Consider the following 17848-nt stretch of genomic DNA (forward strand, 5'->3'; position numbering starts at 1 on the left):
GCACCGGCTGCGAACCCGGTGATGACGCCACCACTCGCGCCGTGGAACAGATCGCCACGCACGGGGCGGCAGATGTAGCGGACAGTGCGGTGCAGCGGCGATGTGGACTCCGACCGGTGACATCGCGGCGCCCCTACCACGTATTGGTGGAGAAGTAAGCTCTCCGTTTATTCGGATTGGCTGGATATGATCGGTACTCTCGCCCCACAGGGCCGCGTCGGCAGTTCCCTCATGCCCCTCCCCCGAGGCCGTGCCCGGCCGCCTGTGGGCCCGTCCCTGTTCCGCCGCTCCCGAGGACGAATGTCTCCGATGGAACTCGAAGGCCCACCGAGCCCGCCGCCCGTTCGGCGCCGCCACACCGTGCGCCTGCGTACGATGCTGGTCTGGCTGGCCGTCGTCCCGACCGTGGCGATGGGGGCTCAGGTGGCCGTGACCGCCCAGCGGTTGCTGGCCCAGTCGGAGCACCTGCGCACCGACGTGGAGGCCGGCGAGCGGATCGGCGTACCGCTGGTCGGGCTCATGAACGAGCTGCAGGCCGAGCGGACGATGACGGCGGCGCGGTGGGCGGGCACCCCCGTTACCGGCGACGACCTGCGCGAGGAGCGGGCAGCGACGGACCGTGCGGTGGCGGAGTTCCGGCGGCTCTCAGGAAGTAGCAGTAGCCGTAGCGGCGGTATACAGCATTCCGGGCAGGTCGACGGGCACATTGACGAGCTGAGCGGCAGGCTCGACCAGCTGATTGCGTACCGCAAGCGCGCGGACGCCCACAACGGTAGCGCCGAACAGGCAGTCGGCTACTACACCGGCGTGATCGGCTACATCATCCGCGTGTATCAGGATGAATTCAGCCATGTGGAGGACGTCGAACTCGCCCAGGAGAGCCGGCCCGTCGTCGCCTCGTTCTCTGCGGTCGAGATGGTCGCGCGCGAGGACGCGGCGCTCGCGCTGGCCGGGCCATCCAGGGAGCTGGCGTCCACCGGGTTCTCGGAGTTCTTCGACGCTGTCGGTACCCACCGGTACCTGTACGACACCTGGATCGTGCCGTACCTGCCGCCCGCGGAACAGGCGTCGTACGACAAGCTCACCAGTTCGGACGCCTGGCAGACCAAGCTCCGCATCGAGAGCGCGGTCGTCGCCGACCACCAGGACACCGCGTCCGGAGTGAAGCTGCCGCCCGAGGTCGCAGGCTGGCGTCCCGCGCACGACACGTTCGCGCCGCAGTTGGCCGCGCTCAGCGCGGAGCGGTCGCGGAGCGTGCTCGCGCACGCCGACGCGAAGGCCTCCGAGCTGGAGACCAAGGTCTACTGGCTGATCGGGGCCAGCGGCGGCGCCTTGCTGGTGGTCGCGGTGGTCGTCGTCCTCACCACGCGGTCGGCGCTGCGCCGGCTGAGTCGCCTGCACACCCGTACGGTCGCCATCGCCGAGGAGACACTGCCCGAGGTGGTGGCCCGACTCCAGCGCGGGCAGGCCGTCGACGCCGAGGCGTTGCCGTCCGTGGGCGGACACGAGGATGAGGTCGGACGGATCAGTGACGCGTTCGCCCGGGTCGTCGCCGTGTCCGTCGAAGGGCACCGGCAGCTCGCGGCCGAGCGGCACGGCTTCGGCCTGTTCGCCTCGGGCATCGCCTCGCGCACCGGAAACCTCGTCAGCCGCCAGCTGAGCCTGACCGAGGACCTCCAGGACACCTTCGGCCACGACGAGGCGCTCTTGGCCCAGTTGATGCGGTCCGACCAATTGACGGTGGGAATGCGGCGCCAGATCGAGAACCTGCTCATCCTCGCCGGTGGCGAGATCCCTGACCCGCACACCGAGCCCATGCGCGTTGCCGACCTGCTGCGCGAAGCCGCCGCGGAGGTCGAGGACTTCCGGCGGATCGAACGCCAGGCGCTGGACGAGACGAGCGTGCAGCCGCACGTCATCAGCCAGATCAGCCACCTGCTGGCAGAGCTGCTGGACAACGCGACCCGTTTCTCGCCCCCGCGGTCGAAGGTGGTCGTGCGCGCCGAACTGGTGGCGGACGGGCTGTTGGTCGAGATCGAGGACCGCGGACCGCGCATGGCGTCAGCCGGGTACGAGGAGATGAACCGGCGACTGCACACTGCGCCGCCTTACTCCGTCCTCGCGGAGAACGCGCACCGGCTGGGGCTCTTCGTGGTGGGCCACCTGGGGGAAAAGCTCCAGGCGCGGGTCACGCTGCGGCGCTCGGTGTACGGGGGGACGGCGGCCGTGGTGTTCCTGCCGAGCGAGCTGCTGGTGCCGACCGAACGGAAGACGGAGCGGATGCCAGTGCCCGCACCGGGACCGGTACCGGTACCGGCGGAGCCCGTGCCAGGGTCCGAGCGGGATCCGGAGCCGGCCGCCGTTCTCACTCCCGTGCGAGCACCCGTACCAGAGGTCCTGCCGGCTCCCGCCCCGATGCCCGTACGGCTACGGAGCGAGCGGGCGCTGCCCGCTCGCTCCGGACCCGGCGACGACGCGCGGCCGGCCCTGCCCGAGCGCGTCCCGCAGACCCACCTCACCCGGCAACTCCGTGGGCCCCGCGCCCCGGAGCCGGACGCCGGCCGGGACGCTGCGACACCCGAAGAGGTGGCCGACGCCTGGGCGGACTACGAAGAGGGGACCCATAAAGTGGAAGCAGAGCTCAGACAGGATCAGCCATGACGACGACAACCAACGACATGATCTACAGCGTCCTGGACAACAACCTGAGCAGGATTGCCGGCATCCAGGGAGCCGTGCTCCTGTCCAACGACGGGATCAAGCTCAGCGCCTACCTGCTGGAGCGGGACCAGGCGGAGCGCATCGCGGCCGCGTCCTCTGGGATCGCCGCCACGATGAAGGCGATATCCAGGGAGATCGGTGGCGGCCGGGTCATCCGCCAGCTCGTGGAGATGGACGACCGGTACCTCTGCGTCGTCGGGTGCGGGGAAGGCAGCACGCTCATCGTGGTGACCTCCCGCAAGGCACGGCTCGGGGAGCTGGGAGGCGAGGCAGTACGGACCGCCCAGGCGCTCGGCGAGTGGCTGGGCACCCCCGAGCGCACCCCGGCGCCGACGTCGACACCCGCGTCGACGTCGTAATGCCGGACGAGCCGCATCGCAGGAGCCTCCGCGGGACACGGCTGTACGCGTTGACCGACGGCCGTACGGCCGCCGCTCCGGCGACCGTCCTCACGATGGACACCACGATCGTGGCGGCGGTCGCCGAGAAAGACGCCCTCAGCGGCCTGCCCACCGAATGGCAGGTCATCCTCGCCATGTGCGCACCGCCGGGCGGACTGGCGGTCGCCGAGATCGCCGCACGGATGCACATGCGCCTCACTCCGATGACGCTTCTCCTCGGCGAACTCGCGGACCGCGGGCTGATCCACCATCGGCCGCCTCTGGAGGGGGCCGAGACCACGAATGTCCACCTGCTCATGAGAATCAGGGACAACCTTGCCCGGATATGACACCGATGACGCTCCTGTCCTCGCAGCGGCCCCTGTCAAGATCCTGATCGCCGGTGGATTCGGAGTCGGCAAGACGACTCTGGTCGAGGCGGTCTCCGAGATCGAGCCGCTGCGTACGGAGGAGCGCCTCACGAGCGCGGGAGTGGGCGTCGATGACCTCGACGGCATCGAGTCCAAGACACTCACCACCGTCGCGATGGACTTCGGCCGGATCACCCTCGCGGACGCCGGAGTCGTCCTCTACTTGTTCGGCACACCCGGCCAGGAGCGGTTCTGGTTCATGTGGGACGACCTGCTGAACGGGGCCCTGGGGGCACTCGTGCTCGTCGACACGCGGCGCCTGGACCGTGGCTTCCCGGCCATCGACTTCTTCGAGAGCCGGGGACTACCGTTCGTGGTCGGCGCGAACTGCTTCCACGGGGAGCAGCCGTACACCGCCGAGGAGATCGCCGCCGCGCTGCACCTGCGCGACCCCGCCACGCCGGTCCTCCTGCTCGACGCCCGCTCCCGTGCGGACGTCCGTGACTCCCTGCTGGCCCTTCTCGACGTGGTCATCGCCGAGGCGCGACCCGCGGCGAGCGCCTGATCGTGCATCAGGAGGGGCGCAGCGCGACGGCTCTCTGACGAGGCCTGCCCGGATCTGCGCCCCGGTGCCATGGAACTCCTGTGGATCGTCGACGCCTGCCCGGAGGCCGTCTACGCCCGGATCCGCGTACTCAGCATCGGTCCTGGTCGGGTCCCGCGGTCGCTGACCTCGGGCACCACAGCGGGGGGATGGTCCAGCGGCCTCCCGGCCGGCGCCGGACCGAGGCCGCGTCGTGGATCCTCGCCTTCACCTCCACTGCGTCGCCGGTACTGGGCGGTGTACGCCGGGCATACTGCACGAACCGCGCCGAGTCGTGGTTGCCTGATGGGCCCGACGGGCACGGCCCGGGCGCAGGGCCCATCGCGCGTGGCCCGATCGGCTCGCTGTATCTGCGACGACACCGGAGATCCGGGACCGCACCGTCGCCGGGAGAGCGAGGCCCCCTCGCGCCGCGAGTGGTACGGGGGCGCATACGGGCCCCGCGCCAGCACGTCCGACTTCGTCTGGCGAGGCCGGCCCTGGGACCCGCTCTGTCCGTACCCGGCGAGTCGGCGGCGGCGATCTCCCGGTCGGCGGGCTACCGCGGCCGGCCTCGGCCCGCGGTGGGGCGGAGCAGCCGCTGACATCGATATCAACATGGCCGTACCACTGGTTTCCGGGCCTTCGGATTCGAGCAGCGCGTGCAGGGGGGCGAGGTAGCCGAGCTGGAAGCGGCTCGTAGCCCCAGATGGCGCATGATGTCGGAGACGTGGCGCCGGCAGGTGCGCACCGAGATGCCCAGGGCCCGTGCGGTGGCCCGGTCGTCATCACCCTGGACCAGATGCCGGAGGATGGATCGTTTCGTCTGGTCCGGGCTGCGCACAAGCAGCGCTCCGCCCGTCGCGTCCTGGAGGGGGAGGACGAGCAAGGTGCGGTCGAAGATGAGGCATTGGGTCAGGCCGCCGGTTACCGTTCTGGCCTCGGCTCCCAGATCCGCCGCGTATCGCACGGTCACCGGGTCGAAGCGGGCCGAGTGCTGGTAGAGCGTGCGCAGGTGGACGCCGCGGGTCAGCAGATCCTGGTGCCGGTCGCGGGCGCGGCCCAGTTCGATGGCGGGCTGGGGGCCGCCCGGCTGGGCGCTGAGCACCTCCTGAGTGCAGGCGATGGCCTGCTGGTCGAGCATCTGGTGCACCTCGGCGGCCGACTCGATCCGTTCCAGCGGTGGCCCCTGGAGGGTGCGCTGCCGGGCGGCGTGGACGAGCGCGAGCTCCGCCAGTTGTCCGCGCATGCGCAACAGGTCGAGCTGGGCGCCTTGAACCCGGTCCTCCCAGCGTTTGAGCTGAGCGGCTGTCACGCTCAGACGTTCACGCCCTTCGAGCGCAGGTAGCCCAGCGGGTCGATGTCGGTGCCGTAGCCCGGGCCCGTCCGGATCTCGAAGTGCAGGTGCGGGCCGGTGACGTTGCCCGTGGCACCCGAGAGGCCGATGCTCTGGCCCGCCGAGACGCTCTGGCCGACCGAGACCGAGAGCTGCGACATGTGGCCGTACTGCGAGTACCGGCCGTCCGCGTGCCGGATGACGACCTCGTTGCCGTACGCGCCGCCCCATCCCGCGGAGACCACGGTGCCCGAGCCGACGGCGTGGACGGTGGTGCCGGTGCCCACGGCGAAGTCGACGCCCGTGTGGTAACCGCTGGACCACATGCTGCCGCTCGCCCGGTACTGGGTGGTGATGGAAGCGGTGACCGGGGCGACGAACCCGGAGGCCGCGACCGTGCCGGAGCCCGAGCCCGTGCCGGAGCCGGAACCGGAACCGGAACCCTGCGGGGCCTTGTCGGCCGCGCCCTCGCCGCTCGTACCCTGGTCGGCCGCGCTCCCGCCGCTCGCACCCTCGTCGCTCGCACTCTCGTCCGAGCCGCTGCCGTCCGCGGGCGAGGCCGGCGCCGGGGCGGCCTGTTCGGCGGGTGCCTCCGCCGGGGTCCCGGCCGGCGTCGGGGCCGCGGCCTCGGCCCGCGCGCCCAGGGTCAGCTTCAGCCCCGGGTGGATCAGCGACGGGTCGGAGCCGACGGCCTCGCGGTTGTCGGAGTAGATCCGCTGCCAGCCACCGCTCAGGTGCCGCTGCTCGGCGATCTTGGAGAGGTAGTCGCCCGGAACCACGGTGTACACCGAGGACGTCGTCAGCGGCGCCGCGGCCGGAGCCCGGAGCGCCACCGGGACCTGAACGGGCCGCGCCTGAACGGGGACGGCGGCGGGGGCCGCCTGGGCACCCGCGGCGCCGATCAGCGGCAGCGCGAGCGCCGCACCGCCGGTACCGGCGACGGCGAGGCCGCGGCTGAGCTGGCTGGACTTGGGACGGCGGTGCTTTCCCTGTGCGGGCATGGCGAATTCCTCTCCGTCGCCTGCGAGGTGAGCTGTCGGGTTCGGACTGGAGCTGTCCGGCCGTGCGTGCACGGCTTCACCCCGAGCCGTTCCGGATACCGAATGCGGAACGGCGGCTTACCTGGTTCCCCCGCTCCTGCCGGGCGCGTGGATCGTCGGGTGCGGTTTCGGATGGTGGCAGGATTAGGCGGTCCATCCGGGTCGTCGCGAAAGGTATTCCAGTCCGGCCGCACTGAACAAGCCATGAATTCCCCGAAGGAATGGACCGGGTGAGGGCCCGACGGAATTCCGGTCACCCTCCGTCGAATCGCCGACGACAACAGCCGCCCCCACAAGGCAATTCGGCTTTCGCGATCACACACTCACGGTCACCGTATGATCTGGCTCACGGGGCCGGGCCCGATCTCCTCGCCCCTTACGGCAAGTTGCGCTCAACCAGTGCAATTCGGACACGCCCGACGACGCGGAGGAGTTCCCGTGACCCAGCAGATACCCCAGGCCCCGTCCACGGAGCCGGAACTGACCGGAGTGCGCAACTTCCGTGACGTGGGCGGCCTCCCGACCACCGATGGACGGCGGGTCAGATCGGGACAGGTCTACCGAAGCGGACATCTCGCACATGCCACCGAAACCGACGCGGAATACCTCGCCTCGCTCGGGCTGCACACCATCTTCGACTTCCGCAACGCCGCCGACCACGCCCTCGAAGGCCCCGATGTCGACCTGCCCGGGGTCCGCAACCTCAACCTCCCGCTGTCCGACCCCGCGGACGGAACGGAGTTCTGGCGGATGGTCCGCGACGGCGACCTCGACCAGTTGCGCGAGGTCCTCGGCGACGGCAAGGGCGCCCGGCGGATGGCGAACTCCTACCGCGAGATCGTGCGCACCCGCACCGCCGAGCACCGCCAGGTCGTACGGGCCCTGGTCGAGGACGAGGTGCCGGTCCTGATGCACTGCGCGGCCGGGAAGGACCGGGCCGGGCTCTCCATCGCCGTGGTCCTGCTCGCGCTCGGCGTGGAGCGCGAGGCGATCGTGGCCGACTACCTGGAGTCCAACGCCCCGCACCGCCGCTACCGGGTGCGCCGCAGCGGCGCGTCCCCCGAGGCCCGCTCCCCCGAGGTGATGGAGCTGCTCGCGCCGCTCTTCGACGCCCGCGCCGCCTACCTGTACGCGGCCTTCGAGACCCTTGAGGAGATCTGGGGCAGCACCGACCGCTACCTCGCCGAGGGCCTCGGACTCACGCCCGAGACCCTCACGGCGCTGCGCGACCGCCTCCTCGACTGACGCGCCCGGCGCCCGGTCGGCCCCACCGCCCCACCGCCCGGCCGTCCGCCCGATCGAGCGGACGGGCGGACGGGCACCGGGGCCGGCCGGGTCAGCGGTTCGCCACGGCCTGCTTCACCAGGGTCCTGCCGAACTCCCACATCAGCCCGCCCCCGCCGTGGGCGTCGTCCATGACCTCGCGGAAGGCGCCCACGAAGCGGTCCACGTCCGCCTCGTTCACGATCAGCGGCGGAATGAGCTTGATCACCTCCAGGTGGTCACCGGAGACCTGGGTCAGGATCCGGTGCTTCTGGAGCAGCGGTACGACGACCATCTGCGCGAAGAGCCCCTTGCGGGCCGCCTGGAGCATGGTCCACCGGCTGCGCAGCCCGAGCGAGGACGGACGGCCGAACTCGATGCCGATCATCAGCCCCCGGCCGCGCACCTCGTGCAGCAGCTCGTACTCGTCCACCATCGCGGCGAGCCTGCCGCGCAGCAGGTCGCCCATGGCGCGGGCGTTGGCCACGACCGACTCGTCGTCGATCACGGAGAGCACGGCGAGCCCCGCCGCCATCGCCTGCGCGTTGGAGCCGAAGCTGGCCGAGTGCACGAGCACCCGGTCCATGGACGAGTAGACCTTCTTGAAGATCCAGTCCTTGCCGAGGGTCGCCCCGACGGGCACGTAACCGCCCGACAGCGCCTTGGCCACGCACACCAGGTCGGGTTCCACCCCGGGCTCGTGCTGGTACGCGTAGAAGTCCCCGGTCCGGCCGAGGCCGGTCTGCACCTCGTCGGCGATCAGGAGCGCCTTGTGCCGGTGCAGCAGGTCCTGCGCGGCCTTCAGGAACCCGGGCGGCGCCGCGTGCACGCCCTTGCCCTGGATCGGCTCCACCACGAAGGCCGCCACGTCGCCGTGCTTCAGCTCGCGCTCCAGGGCCGTGAGGTCCCCGAGCGCGATCTTCGTGTCGGGCAGCAGGGGTGCGAACCCGTCCCGGAAGCCGGCCTCCCCGTTCACCGACAAGGAGCCGGTGGTGAGCCCGTGGAAGGCGTGGTCGCAGTACAGGACCCTGGGGCGGCCCGTGGCGAAGCGGGCGAACTTCAGGGCGGTCTCCACGGCCTCGGTCCCGCTGCTGCCGAAGAAGACCCGGTCCAGGTGGGGGCTGTAGGACAGCAGCTTCTCCGCCAGCAGCCCGGGCAGCGGCTGGCAGTCGAAGCGGGTGAGGTCGGCGAGCCGCGCGTCGAGTACGTCGTGCAGCGCGCGCCGGACCACGGGGTGGTGGCGGCCCAGCCCCATCACCCCGAAGCCGGCGAGCATGTCGAGGTGGTCGTTGCCCTCGGCATCCCAGAAATGGGCGCCCTCGGCCCGCTCGTAGACCTTGTCGAAGCCGATGGTGTGGAGCATCCGGGGCAGCTGGTGGTTGAGGTGGCGGGCATGCAGCTCGTAGCGCTCGCCACCCCGCGCGGCCAGCAGGGAGCCCAGGTCGAAACCCTGGCCCGGACCCCCCGGGGCCGCCGTCATACCCGCTTCTCCCAGTTGCCCCCCACCGTCTCCCGGGCCGCCCGCAGGGTCTCCTTGAGCGATCCCATCGTGGCGAGGACGGCGGTCGGCTCGTAGCCGCAGTGCGCCATGCAGTTCGCACAGCGCGGGTCCTTTCCGCGGCCGTACTTGCTCCAGTCGGTGTCCTCGATCAGCTCCCGGTACGTGGGCACGTACCCGTCGCTCATCAGATAGCAGGGGCGCTGCCAGCCGAAGAGCGAGTAGTTGGGAATGGCCCAGGCGGTGCAGGGGAAATCGGCCTTGCCTTCCAGGAAGTCCAGGAAGAGCGGGGAGTGATTGAGGCGCCAGCGGTTCCGGTTGCCGCCCGAGAAGGCCTTCCGGAAGAGTTCCCGGGTCTGTTCCACGCCCAGGAAGTGCTCCTGGTCGGGAGCCTTTTCGTAGGCATAGGCGGGCGAGATCATCATTTCGTCGACCTGGAGGTCGTCATTGAGGTAGTTGAGGACCTCGATGATGGTCTGAGGGGTGTCGGTGTTGAAGAAGGTGGAGTTGGTGGTCACCCGGAACCCGCGCCGCTTGGCCTCCTTCATGGCGGCGACGGCCTCGTCGAAGACGCCTTCTTTGGCGACGGACTCGTCGTGGCGCTCGCGCAGGCCGTCGATGTGGACGGCGAAGGCGAAGTACGGCGAGGGGGTGAACTTGTCCATCTTCTTGCGCAGCAGCACGGCGTTGGTGCACAAGAAGACGTACTTGCGCTTGGCCACCAACTGGCGCACGATCTCGTCGATCTGAGGGTGCATCAGGGGCTCGCCGCCCGCGATGGACACCATGGGCGCGCCGGACTCCAGCACGGCGCCGACCGCCTGGGCCACGGGCATGCGCTGCTTGAGGACCCCGGCCGGGTGCTGGATCTTTCCGCACCCCTCGCACGCCAGGTTGCAGGCGTAGAGCGGTTCCAGCTCGACGATCAGCGGGAACTTCTCACGCTTGCGGAGCTTCTGTTCGAGAAGATACGTCCCGACCCTGATGGACTGTCGCAACGGCATTGCCATCTGGCTCACCTCCTGGGGAGCAGCGAAGAACGGTGCCATTCATAAAATGCGGGCAGTACCGCACGCAATACGCGGAAAGCTGATATTCCACCGCGCACGGTGCCGATACGGACGAGCTCATGCTCCGGAGCGTCCACGATCACCCGGACGGCCGCAACCGGACGCGGCCCGGCCGGGTCGCCCAGCTGCGCGGCGGTCCAGAGGGTGGCCGCCGATTCCATGTCGACCGCGATGGCGCCGGTGGCGCGCAGCCGCGCGCGCTCCTGGCCGCGGACGACGTGGTCGGAGCCGATCAGGGGGCCGGTGTGGACGGTCCGGCCGGGTACGGCCCGGGCCAGCGCCTCGGCGAGGCGCGCGGTACCGACACCGGTGACGGTGCCGCGCGGGTCCACGGTCTCGGTGGCGACGACGAGGTCACCCGGGTGCGTGCCGGGTACGAGTCCGGCACAGAACCCGGTGGCCAGGACGGCCGCCCCGCGCATCCGGGGGTCGGCCAGGGCGCGGATCACGGACCGCTCGGCGGCGCGCGGCCCCATCCCGGTGCGCAGGACGGCGTTCCCCTCGGGCGCGTCGCGGTGGCGGCGGCTGCGCAGGGCCACTTCCTCGATGCGCAGCGCGCAGGCGATGAGGAGGGGGCCCCGCGGCCCGGTCGCGGTCACCGGACCTCCTCCGCCGCGACCAGGGCGCGGACGGTACCTCCGGCGAACGGTTCGCCGTAGAGGTAGCGGCCGAGCGCGGTGAGCGGGAACACCTGCCGGTAGAGGTGGTAGTTGATGGAGAAGTCCCAGGGGAAGCCGGTGCCCGTGAAATAGGGCTCGTCCCAGGAGCCGTCCGGCCGCTGGGTCTCCACGAGGTAGGCGATCCCGCGCCGTACGGCGATGCTCTCGCGCTCACCGGCCGACAACAGGGCCATCAGCGCCCAGGCGGTCTGGGAGGCGGTGGAGGCGCCCCGTCCGGCCCAGGACGGGTCCTGGTAGGAGCGCTGGTCCTCGCCCCAGCCGCCGTCCTCGTTCTGCACGGTCTCCAGCCAGGCCACCGCACGCCGGATCGCGGGATGCGTGAGGGCCATTCCGGCGGCGGCGAGCGCGGGGACCACCGAGCCGGTGCCGTAGACGTAGTTGGTGCCCCAGCGGCCGAACCAGGCGCCGCTGGGCTCCTGTTCGGCGAGCAGCCACTCGATGCCGCGTCGGGTGCGGGGGTCGCCCGCCTTGCCCTCCACGGCGAGCATCTCCACGACGTGGGCGGTGACATCGGCCGAGGGCGGGTCGATGACCTCGCCGAAGTCGCAGAAGGGCAACCGGTTCGGCAGCACGCTGGTGTTGTCCGCGTCGAAGGCGCCCCAGGCCCCGTTGCGGGACTGCATGCCGAGGTTCCAGGACACCCCCCGGGCCACGGCCGCCTCCAGCCGCGCGGGGTCGGGGTGACGGATCCGGCGCAGTGCGAGGACCACCTCGGCGGTGTCGTCGATGTCGGGGTAGTTGTCGTTGTGGAACTCGAACGCCCAGCCGCCGGGGGCGAGTCCGGGCCGTTTGACGGCCCAGTCCCCGCTGCGGACGATCTCCTCGCCGAGCATCCAGTCGGCGGCCTTGACCAGGGCGGGGTGGTCGGGGCGCAGCCCCGCGTCGGCGAGGGCGATCGCGGCGAGGCAGGTGTCCCACACCGGGGACTGGCAGGCCTCGATCATGCGCGCGCCGTCCTCGCGCCAGATGGCGAACCGGTCGAGGGACTCCAGCCCGGCCCGCATCACCGGGTGGTTCAGGTCGTAGCCGAGGAGGTGGAGCGCGATGACGGAGTACACGGCGGGCGGTTGGATGCCACCCCAACAGCCGTCGCTCTCCTGGCGTTCGATGATCCAGCGGGCGGCGGCGTGCATGGCGGCCTTGCGCAGGCGGCGCGGCGCGAGCCTGCGGTAGAGGTGCAGGGCCTTGTCCATGCGCTCGAAGGCGCCGTCCCAACTGACCATTCTGGCAAGGGGTTTGGCGGGGAAGGGGCTGCGCGCGTCCGTATGGAGTTCGTCGAGGGCGAAGGGCGCCGGGCGGACCGGGCGCTGCGCGGAGACGATCGTCAGCGGCACGATGGTCTGCCGGGCCCAGCAGCCGAAGTCGTAGATGTTGAGCGGTACCCACTTGGGCAGGAAGACCAGCTCGGGCGGCAGTTCGGGCAGGTGGTCCCAGTTCCACCAGCCGAACAGGGCCAGCCAGATCCGGGTGAAGACGCGGGCCGCGGCGATCCCGCCGTGGGCCCGGATCCAGGCCGAGGCGCGGGCCATGTGCGGCTCGTCCGGGTCGTCCGCGGCGAGCCGCAGGGCGACGTACGCCTCGATGGTGGCGGACAGGTCGGGCGGACCGCCGTGGAAGGTGCCCCAGGTGCCGTCCGGGCGCTGCTCGCCGCGGATGAACAGGCCCGCGGCGCGGGTGGTGGCCTCGTCCCGCACGCCGAGGAACTGCCGCAGCAGCAGGTCCTCGGCGTCCATGGTGACGTTGGTCTCCAGGTCGCCCTTCCACCAGCCCTCGGGGTCCTGGCGGTCCAGCAGGTTGCGGGTGGCGCGGTCGGTGGCCTCGCGGGCGGCCCGCTCGGCCCGGTCCGGCCCGGCGGCAGGGCCGGGCCGGCCCGGCGGCCCGGGGTGGGCCGGCCGGACCGCCGCTTCGGTGTCGCTGCCCGAGTCGGTGCCGCAGTCCCCGGCACCGCCGTCGGTCGTCGCTGTCATGGCTTCCCCTTACGTGCAGTGTCCTCTGCTGTGCTGGGGTCTGCCGTCGGCCGGTGCGCGCTATCAGCAGGAAGCGGCTCCGGTCGGCGACTTGCGCGTCATATCCGCGTACGGGTGGCGATCACTTCTTGCGCACGACGACGAAGTCGGCGAGGGCGACGAGCTGGTCGCGCACCCGCTGGGGCATGTCCACGTCGTCGAGCGCCTTGACGGCGATCACGTGCTGGCGGCGCGCCTCGTCGGCGGTCCACTGGCGGCCGCCCGCCGCCTCGATGAGGGCGGCGCGGGCCGCGAACTCCTCCTCCGAGAAGTTCTCGAAGTCGTTGCTCTTGGCGTCGGCGGCGAGGAGTTCGGCCAGTTCCTCGGAGGCCGGGCCGCCCGCGGCGAGCGCGGCGACCACGGGCAGGGACTTCTTGCGCTGGCGCAGGTCGCTCCAGGTCTGCTTGCCGGTGGCCTCGGGGTCGCCCCAGATGCCGAGCAGGTCGTCGACGGCCTGGAAGGCGAGGCCGAGGTGGTAGCCGTACTCCTCCAGCTTGTCGGCCGTACGGTCGTCGGCGCCGCCGAGGACCGCGCCGATGGAGACCGCGCAGGCCAGCAGCGCGCCGGTCTTGTTGCCCTCCATCTCCAGGCACTCCTCGACGCTGACGCGCTCGCGGTGCTCGTAGGAGATGTCCTGGGCCTGACCGTCGATCAGTTTGCGGCTCGCGGTGGTCAGTCGGAGCGCGGCGCGGCCCGCTTCCACGGTGCCCAGTTCCAGCAGGACCTCGTTGGCGAGGGCGAACAGGGCGTCGCCGACGAGGATCGCCAGTGCCGGGCCGTGCACCTTCCACACCGTGTCGCGGTGGCGGCGCTGCTCGTCGCCGTCCATCAGGTCGTCGTGCAGGAGCGAGAAGTTGTGCACCAGCTCGACGGCGACCGCGCCGGGGATGCCGACCTCGGCCGCGGCGCCCGCCGCTTCCGCGGAGAGCAGGGCCAGGGCGGGGCGCACGGCCTTGCCGCCGTCGCCGTCCGCCGGATTTCCCTGGGCGTCGATCCAGCCGAAGTGGTAGGCGGCGACGGTGTCCATGGGCGGTGCGAGCCGTTCGACCGCCGTCCGCAGGACGGGGGTCGACAGGGTGCGGCCCCGGTCGAGGAGCGCGACCGTGTCCGTCTTCTCCGCGCCGCCGCGGGGCGCGCCCGCGGGGCTCCCCGCGCTCTCCGCACTCGTGGCGGATTCGGCGCTTCCGACAGCCGGGTTCCCCGGGTTCACTGGCTCTCCTCTGGTTCCTGTACGTGCGGTACCGGTCGTGCTGGTGGTCGTCATGCCGCCTCCTGCAGCGGGTGTTCGCGGGGGCGGCCGAGGGCGGCGAGGGCGGCGTGCGCCGCGCTCAGTCCGCTGCGCACGGCGCTCTCCATGGTGGCGGGCCAGCCGGTGGCGGTCCACGCTCCGGCCAGGTAGAGCCCGGGCGCGTCGGTGGTGGCGGCCGGCCGCAGCCTGCCGACGCCGGGCGCGGGGGCGAACGTCGCCGTCCGTTCCCGGGTGACGAAGAAGTCGCGGACCTTGGCGCCGCGGGCGGCGGGCAGCAGCCGCTCCAGTTCGGGCAGGTACTTGGCGCGCAGCACCGAGACGGGCTCGTCGATGTCGTCCTGGGCCACGGACTGGGACAGGGCGAGGTACTGGCCGCCGTCGGCGAGCCCGGAGCTGTCGGTACGGTCGAAGACCCACTGGACCGGGGAGCCGAGGGCCGCGAAGAACGGCTGCCGCAGCACCTTGCGGTCGTAGACGACGTGGACGTTGAGGATGGGCGCGGTGCCGATGTCGAGGAGCTTGTCCGGGTCTACCAGGGCTCCGGCCGGGAGCAGGCCGTGGGCCTCGCGCTGCGGGACGGCGAGGACGACGGTGCCCGCGTCGATGCTCCGGTCCTCGGTGGCGACGCACCAGTCGCCGTCCGGGGTGCGGCTGATGTCGGTGACCCGGGTGCGCAGTTCGGTGCGTACGCCGGCCGCGTCGAGGGCCTTGCGGGCGAGGGTGTCGTGGAGTTCGCCGAGCGGGACCCGGGCCCAGCCGATGTCGGCGGCGCCGTTCTCGGAGAGCAGCCCGGTCTTGAAGACCATGGCGGCGAGCCCCAGGGAGGACTGGGCGGCGGTGGCGTTGAGGGTGGCGATGCCGACGAGGTCCCACAGCGCTTCGATGGTGCGCGGGGACTGGCCGTAACGGCCGAGCCAGGTGGCGAAGTCCACGCCGTCGAGCGCCGGGTCGGCCGGGTCGAGGCGGCGCAGCGCGAGGGCGGCGCGCCCGACGCTCGCGCGTTCGGCGAGGGAGAGGTGCGGGTAGCGCGCCAGCGAGCCGGCGAGGTGCAGGGGGACGGGCAGGGCGCTGCGGCGCAGTCGGCCGAGGCGGGGCCCGCCGGGGTGCGCGACGTCCAGGACGGGTACGTCGAGCCGGTCCTGGAGCGGGGCGAGGTCCGCGCCGTCGATGCGGTCCAGGAACCACCGGTAGGCGGTGCAGCAGCGCAGGTAGACGTGCTGGCCGTTGTCCACGTCGAGTTCGCCGCGCTTGAAGGAGAAGGCGAGCCCGCCGAGCCGGGGGCGGCCCTCCAGCAGGGTCACGCGCATCCCGGCGTCGGCGAGCTGCAGCGCGGTGCTCACCCCGGCGAGGCCGCCGCCGATCACCACGGCACGGTCCGCGTTCATCCGTCCTCCTCCGTCGTCCCGGCAGACGTCGGATCGCCGCCCGGGGTTGCCCGCCTTCCCCACCTTCCTCGTCCTCCCCAGCTGACGCGCGTTCCCATCAGGGCCGCCTCCGGGTGCTCTGGCGCGAGATGGTCCGGGCGTCGAGGCCGGAGAGGCCGCGCACGGCGACGTACGCCTTCTCGTGCGGCGGCAGCGAGACGCGGCCGCGCAGGACGGCTTCGGGCTCGCGCTCGATCCGGTCGAGGAGGCGGCGGTAGATGCCCGCCATGGCGGCGACGCAGGCGCCGCTGCGCCGGTCGAGCATGGGCAGCAGCCGGTAGCCCTCGACGAACAGGGCGCGGGCGCGCCGTACTTCGTGGTGGACCAGTCCGGGGAAGTCGGATCCGGCGGGGGCCCGGTCACTGCGGAAGCCGTCCGAGCAGCCGAACTTGGCGAGGTCCTCGGCGGGCAGGTAGGTGCGGCCGTTGTCGGCGTCCTCACGAACGTCCCTGAGGATGTTGGTGAGTTGGAGGGCGAGTCCGAGCGTGTCGGCGTACTCTCCGGCGCGGCCGGAGTCGGGCGCGCCAGGGGCGGTGCCGAACACGCCGAGCGAGAGCCGCCCGATGGCACCGGCGACGCACCGGCAGTAGGTCTTGAGGTCGTCCCAGGTCTCGTAGCTCTCGCCGCGGACGTCCATCAGGACGCCGTCGATGAGTTCGTCGAGTCCGCCGAGCGGGATGGGGAAGCGGCGCGCGGCGTGGGCGAGGGCGACGGCGACCGGGTCGGTGTCGTCCTCGTCGACGGCGCCTTCGATGACCCGGCCGAGCAGGGCGCGGGTCTCCTCCAGCCGGGCGAGCTTGGCCTCGGGCGGGAGCGTTCCGTCCCCGATGTCGTCGACCCGCCGGGAGAAGGCGTACAGGGCGGACATCGCGTGCCGCTTGTCGGTGGGCAGCAGCCGGATGCCGTAGGCGAAGTTGCGTGCCTGGCTGCCGGTGACGGCTTCGCAGTAGCTGTAGGCGGCGAGCACCGGTGCCGACGGGGCGGACGGTGCGGACGTGTGCGTGGGGCCCTCCACGTTCGGGCTCACCTCTTTCTCGGCGCTGTGCGCAGGACGGCGGCCACCTCGCGGAGCAGGCCGCTCTTGGTGGGCTTGGGCGGGCCGGGCGCCACGTCGAATCCGGCGGCGGCCACGGCGTTCAGGGCGGCGCGCCCGCCTCCCACGAACCCCGCGAGCAGCATCCGGAGTCTGCCGTGCACGCTACCCACCAGGGGGGTGCCTTCATTCAGGAGGTGGCGGGCCCGTTCGGATTCGTAGGCGACCAGGGAGCGTACGGACGCGCTCGCGACCGGCGCGCGCAGGGCGTCCTCGGTGACGTGGAAGCGGCGCATGTCCTGGGCCGGGAGGTAGATCCGGTCCCGGCCGAGGTCCTCGGTGACGTCCTGGAGGTGTTCGGCGATCTGCAGGGCGGTGCAGATCGCGTCGGAGTGGCGCACGCGTTCGGGTGTGCTGGTTCCGGTGAGGGAGAGGACGAGGCGGCCGACCGGGTTGGCGGAGAGCTCGCAGTAGGCCAGCAGGTCGCCGTACGTCTCGTAGCGGGACACCCGCTGGTCCTGCCGGTTGGCCTCGATGAGCCCCAGGAAGGGCTCGGGGGTGAGCGCGTGTTCGCGTACGACGGGCCGCAGGGCCCGGAGCAGCGGGTGGCGCGGCTCGCCCGCCGCGGAGCCGAACACGCGTCGCAGGTCGGCTTCGAGGGCGTCCAGCATGGCGGGCCGGTCCTCGGCCTGCCCGGGATCGAGGCCGAGGAGCGCGGCGTCGCGGCCGCCGGGGGCGAGGTCGCCGTCGCCGATGTCGTCCACCAGGCGGGCGAACCCGTAGACCGCCATCAGGCCGTCTCGCCAGGCGCGGGGCAGGAAGGCGGGGGCGACGGGGAAGTTCTCCGCGGCGGCCTTGCGGAGGGTGGCGCGCGCGGGGTCCGCGTCGGCCGGGTGACGGATGCCGCGCCCCGGGGTCACCGCCCGCCGCCCGGGGCGGGGACGGCGGAAACGCCTGGGGGCCGGAGAATTCCCGTAGCCATTGCCGTCACATCTCCCGTTCTACACTGCCGACCCAATACATCCTATTTCGGACACGCCGCCGGGTTTTACCCGGGGTGCTCGAATGCGTTCACCTGCGGGGAATCCAGCCCGCGCGCCACGATTCAGGACCGGTCCAGCTTACGTTGTACAACGGCGCCGGGGCCTATTGGGTATTCGCCCCATTACGAGATGTCACAACCGGGGAAATATC

Annotated in this window: 15 protein-coding genes and 1 riboswitch; of the genes, 5 read left to right on the forward strand and 10 right to left on the reverse strand. The window is 71.8% G+C overall.

Annotation, left to right across the window (positions count from 1 at the left end; genetic code table 11):
• The first annotated feature begins 309 nt into the window (after nt 1–309).
• The 4 genes from QMF80_RS17600 (at nt 310) to QMF80_RS17615 (ending at nt 4037) form a co-directional block, all read left to right on the forward strand.
• A complete protein-coding gene (locus QMF80_RS17600; RefSeq protein WP_283454304.1) occupies nt 310–2661 on the forward strand; it encodes a sensor histidine kinase in 2352 nt (783 codons plus the stop codon).
• Complete coding sequence (locus tag QMF80_RS17605) at nt 2658–3080, forward strand: roadblock/LC7 domain-containing protein (RefSeq protein WP_283454306.1); 423 nt, start codon at nt 2658–2660, stop codon at nt 3078–3080. The genes QMF80_RS17600 and QMF80_RS17605 overlap by 4 nt, the downstream gene beginning before the upstream one ends.
• Before the next feature lie 95 nt (nt 3081–3175).
• The gene (locus QMF80_RS17610; RefSeq protein WP_283454308.1) at nt 3176–3451 is read left to right on the forward strand and encodes a DUF742 domain-containing protein; all 276 of its coding nucleotides are present in this window, start codon (nt 3176–3178) and stop codon (nt 3449–3451) included.
• Nucleotides 3438–4037, forward strand: coding sequence for a GTP-binding protein (locus QMF80_RS17615; protein WP_283454311.1), 600 nt, complete (start codon nt 3438–3440; stop codon nt 4035–4037). Before QMF80_RS17610 ends, QMF80_RS17615 begins: the two co-directional genes overlap by 14 nt.
• Nucleotides 4038–4668: 631 nt before the next feature.
• Here QMF80_RS17615 and QMF80_RS17620 read toward each other — a convergent pair.
• Both QMF80_RS17620 and QMF80_RS17625 read right to left on the reverse strand, forming a co-directional pair.
• On the reverse strand, nt 4669–5370 hold the full coding sequence (locus tag QMF80_RS17620) for a LuxR C-terminal-related transcriptional regulator (protein ID WP_283454313.1): 702 nt from the start codon (nt 5368–5370) through the stop codon (nt 4669–4671).
• A gap of 2 nt (nt 5371–5372) precedes the next feature.
• Nucleotides 5373–6392: a M23 family metallopeptidase gene (locus QMF80_RS17625; RefSeq protein WP_283454315.1), complete on the reverse strand. Its 1020-nt coding sequence runs from the start codon at nt 6390–6392 to the stop codon at nt 5373–5375.
• Between the two features lie 4 nt (nt 6393–6396).
• Nucleotides 6397–6548: riboswitch (cyclic di-AMP (ydaO/yuaA leader) on the reverse strand.
• Between the two features lie 321 nt (nt 6549–6869).
• On the opposite strand from QMF80_RS17625, the gene QMF80_RS17630 reads away from it, so the two are divergent.
• Nucleotides 6870–7676 carry a tyrosine-protein phosphatase gene (locus tag QMF80_RS17630; RefSeq protein WP_283454317.1) on the forward strand — a complete coding sequence of 269 codons (807 nt, stop codon included), beginning with the start codon at nt 6870–6872 and terminating at the stop codon, nt 7674–7676.
• Nucleotides 7677–7767: 91 nt separating this feature from the next.
• Here QMF80_RS17630 and QMF80_RS17635 read toward each other — a convergent pair whose 3' ends face one another.
• From QMF80_RS17635 to hpnC, 8 genes are all read right to left on the reverse strand, one after another.
• On the reverse strand, nt 7768–9174 hold the full coding sequence (locus QMF80_RS17635; protein ID WP_283454319.1) for an aspartate aminotransferase family protein: 1407 nt from the start codon (nt 9172–9174) through the stop codon (nt 7768–7770).
• Entirely contained in the window at nt 9171–10202 is a 1032-nt protein-coding gene (hpnH, locus tag QMF80_RS17640) for an adenosyl-hopene transferase HpnH (protein WP_283454321.1), read from the reverse strand. The genes QMF80_RS17635 and hpnH overlap by 4 nt, the downstream gene beginning before the upstream one ends.
• A 5-nt stretch (nt 10203–10207) precedes the next feature.
• Nucleotides 10208–10861, reverse strand: a complete 654-nt coding sequence (locus QMF80_RS17645) for a phosphorylase family protein (RefSeq protein ID WP_283454322.1) — start codon at nt 10859–10861, stop codon at nt 10208–10210.
• Nucleotides 10858–12909 (reverse strand): squalene--hopene cyclase, encoded by a 2052-nt coding sequence (gene shc / locus QMF80_RS17650; protein WP_283454324.1) that lies wholly within the window; start codon nt 12907–12909, stop codon nt 10858–10860. The genes QMF80_RS17645 and shc overlap by 4 nt, the downstream gene beginning before the upstream one ends.
• 121 nt (nt 12910–13030) lie before the next feature.
• Nucleotides 13031–14212 carry a polyprenyl synthetase family protein gene (locus tag QMF80_RS17655; protein ID WP_283454327.1) on the reverse strand — a complete coding sequence of 394 codons (1182 nt, stop codon included), beginning with the start codon at nt 14210–14212 and terminating at the stop codon, nt 13031–13033.
• Nucleotides 14209–15582, reverse strand: a complete 1374-nt coding sequence (gene hpnE / locus QMF80_RS17660; protein WP_283454328.1) for a hydroxysqualene dehydroxylase HpnE — start codon at nt 15580–15582, stop codon at nt 14209–14211. The genes QMF80_RS17655 and hpnE overlap by 4 nt, the downstream gene beginning before the upstream one ends.
• A 97-nt stretch (nt 15583–15679) precedes the next feature.
• Nucleotides 15680–16648: a presqualene diphosphate synthase HpnD gene (hpnD, locus tag QMF80_RS17665; RefSeq protein ID WP_502962872.1), complete on the reverse strand. Its 969-nt coding sequence runs from the start codon at nt 16646–16648 to the stop codon at nt 15680–15682.
• Nucleotides 16645–17574 carry a squalene synthase HpnC gene (gene hpnC, locus QMF80_RS17670; protein WP_283454332.1) on the reverse strand — a complete coding sequence of 310 codons (930 nt, stop codon included), beginning with the start codon at nt 17572–17574 and terminating at the stop codon, nt 16645–16647. Before hpnC ends, hpnD begins: the two co-directional genes overlap by 4 nt.
• Nucleotides 17575–17848: the final 274 nt, after the last annotated feature.

This window comes from Streptomyces sp. G-G2 (genome assembly GCF_030063135.1).
Lineage (GTDB): Bacteria > Actinomycetota > Actinomycetes > Streptomycetales > Streptomycetaceae > Streptomyces.

Bases quoted from the DNA above. Each gene is read 5' to 3' on its own strand.
- QMF80_RS17610 (WP_283454308.1), top strand. From the start codon at position 3,176: ATGGACACCACGATCGTGGCGGCGGTCGCCGAGAAAGACGCCCTCAGC.
- QMF80_RS17635 (WP_283454319.1), bottom strand. From the start codon at position 9,174: ATGACGGCGGCCCCGGGGGGTCCGGGCCAGGGTTTCGACCTGGGCTCC.
- QMF80_RS17600 (WP_283454304.1), top strand. From the start codon at position 310: ATGGAACTCGAAGGCCCACCGAGCCCGCCGCCCGTTCGGCGCCGCCAC.
- QMF80_RS17625 (WP_283454315.1), bottom strand. From the start codon at position 6,392: ATGCCCGCACAGGGAAAGCACCGCCGTCCCAAGTCCAGCCAGCTCAGC.
- QMF80_RS17605 (WP_283454306.1), top strand. From the start codon at position 2,658: ATGACGACGACAACCAACGACATGATCTACAGCGTCCTGGACAACAAC.
- QMF80_RS17655 (WP_283454327.1), bottom strand. From the start codon at position 14,212: ATGACGACCACCAGCACGACCGGTACCGCACGTACAGGAACCAGAGGA.
- shc (WP_283454324.1), bottom strand. From the start codon at position 12,909: ATGACAGCGACGACCGACGGCGGTGCCGGGGACTGCGGCACCGACTCG.
- hpnH (WP_283454321.1), bottom strand. From the start codon at position 10,202: ATGGCAATGCCGTTGCGACAGTCCATCAGGGTCGGGACGTATCTTCTC.
- hpnE (WP_283454328.1), bottom strand. From the start codon at position 15,582: ATGAACGCGGACCGTGCCGTGGTGATCGGCGGCGGCCTCGCCGGGGTG.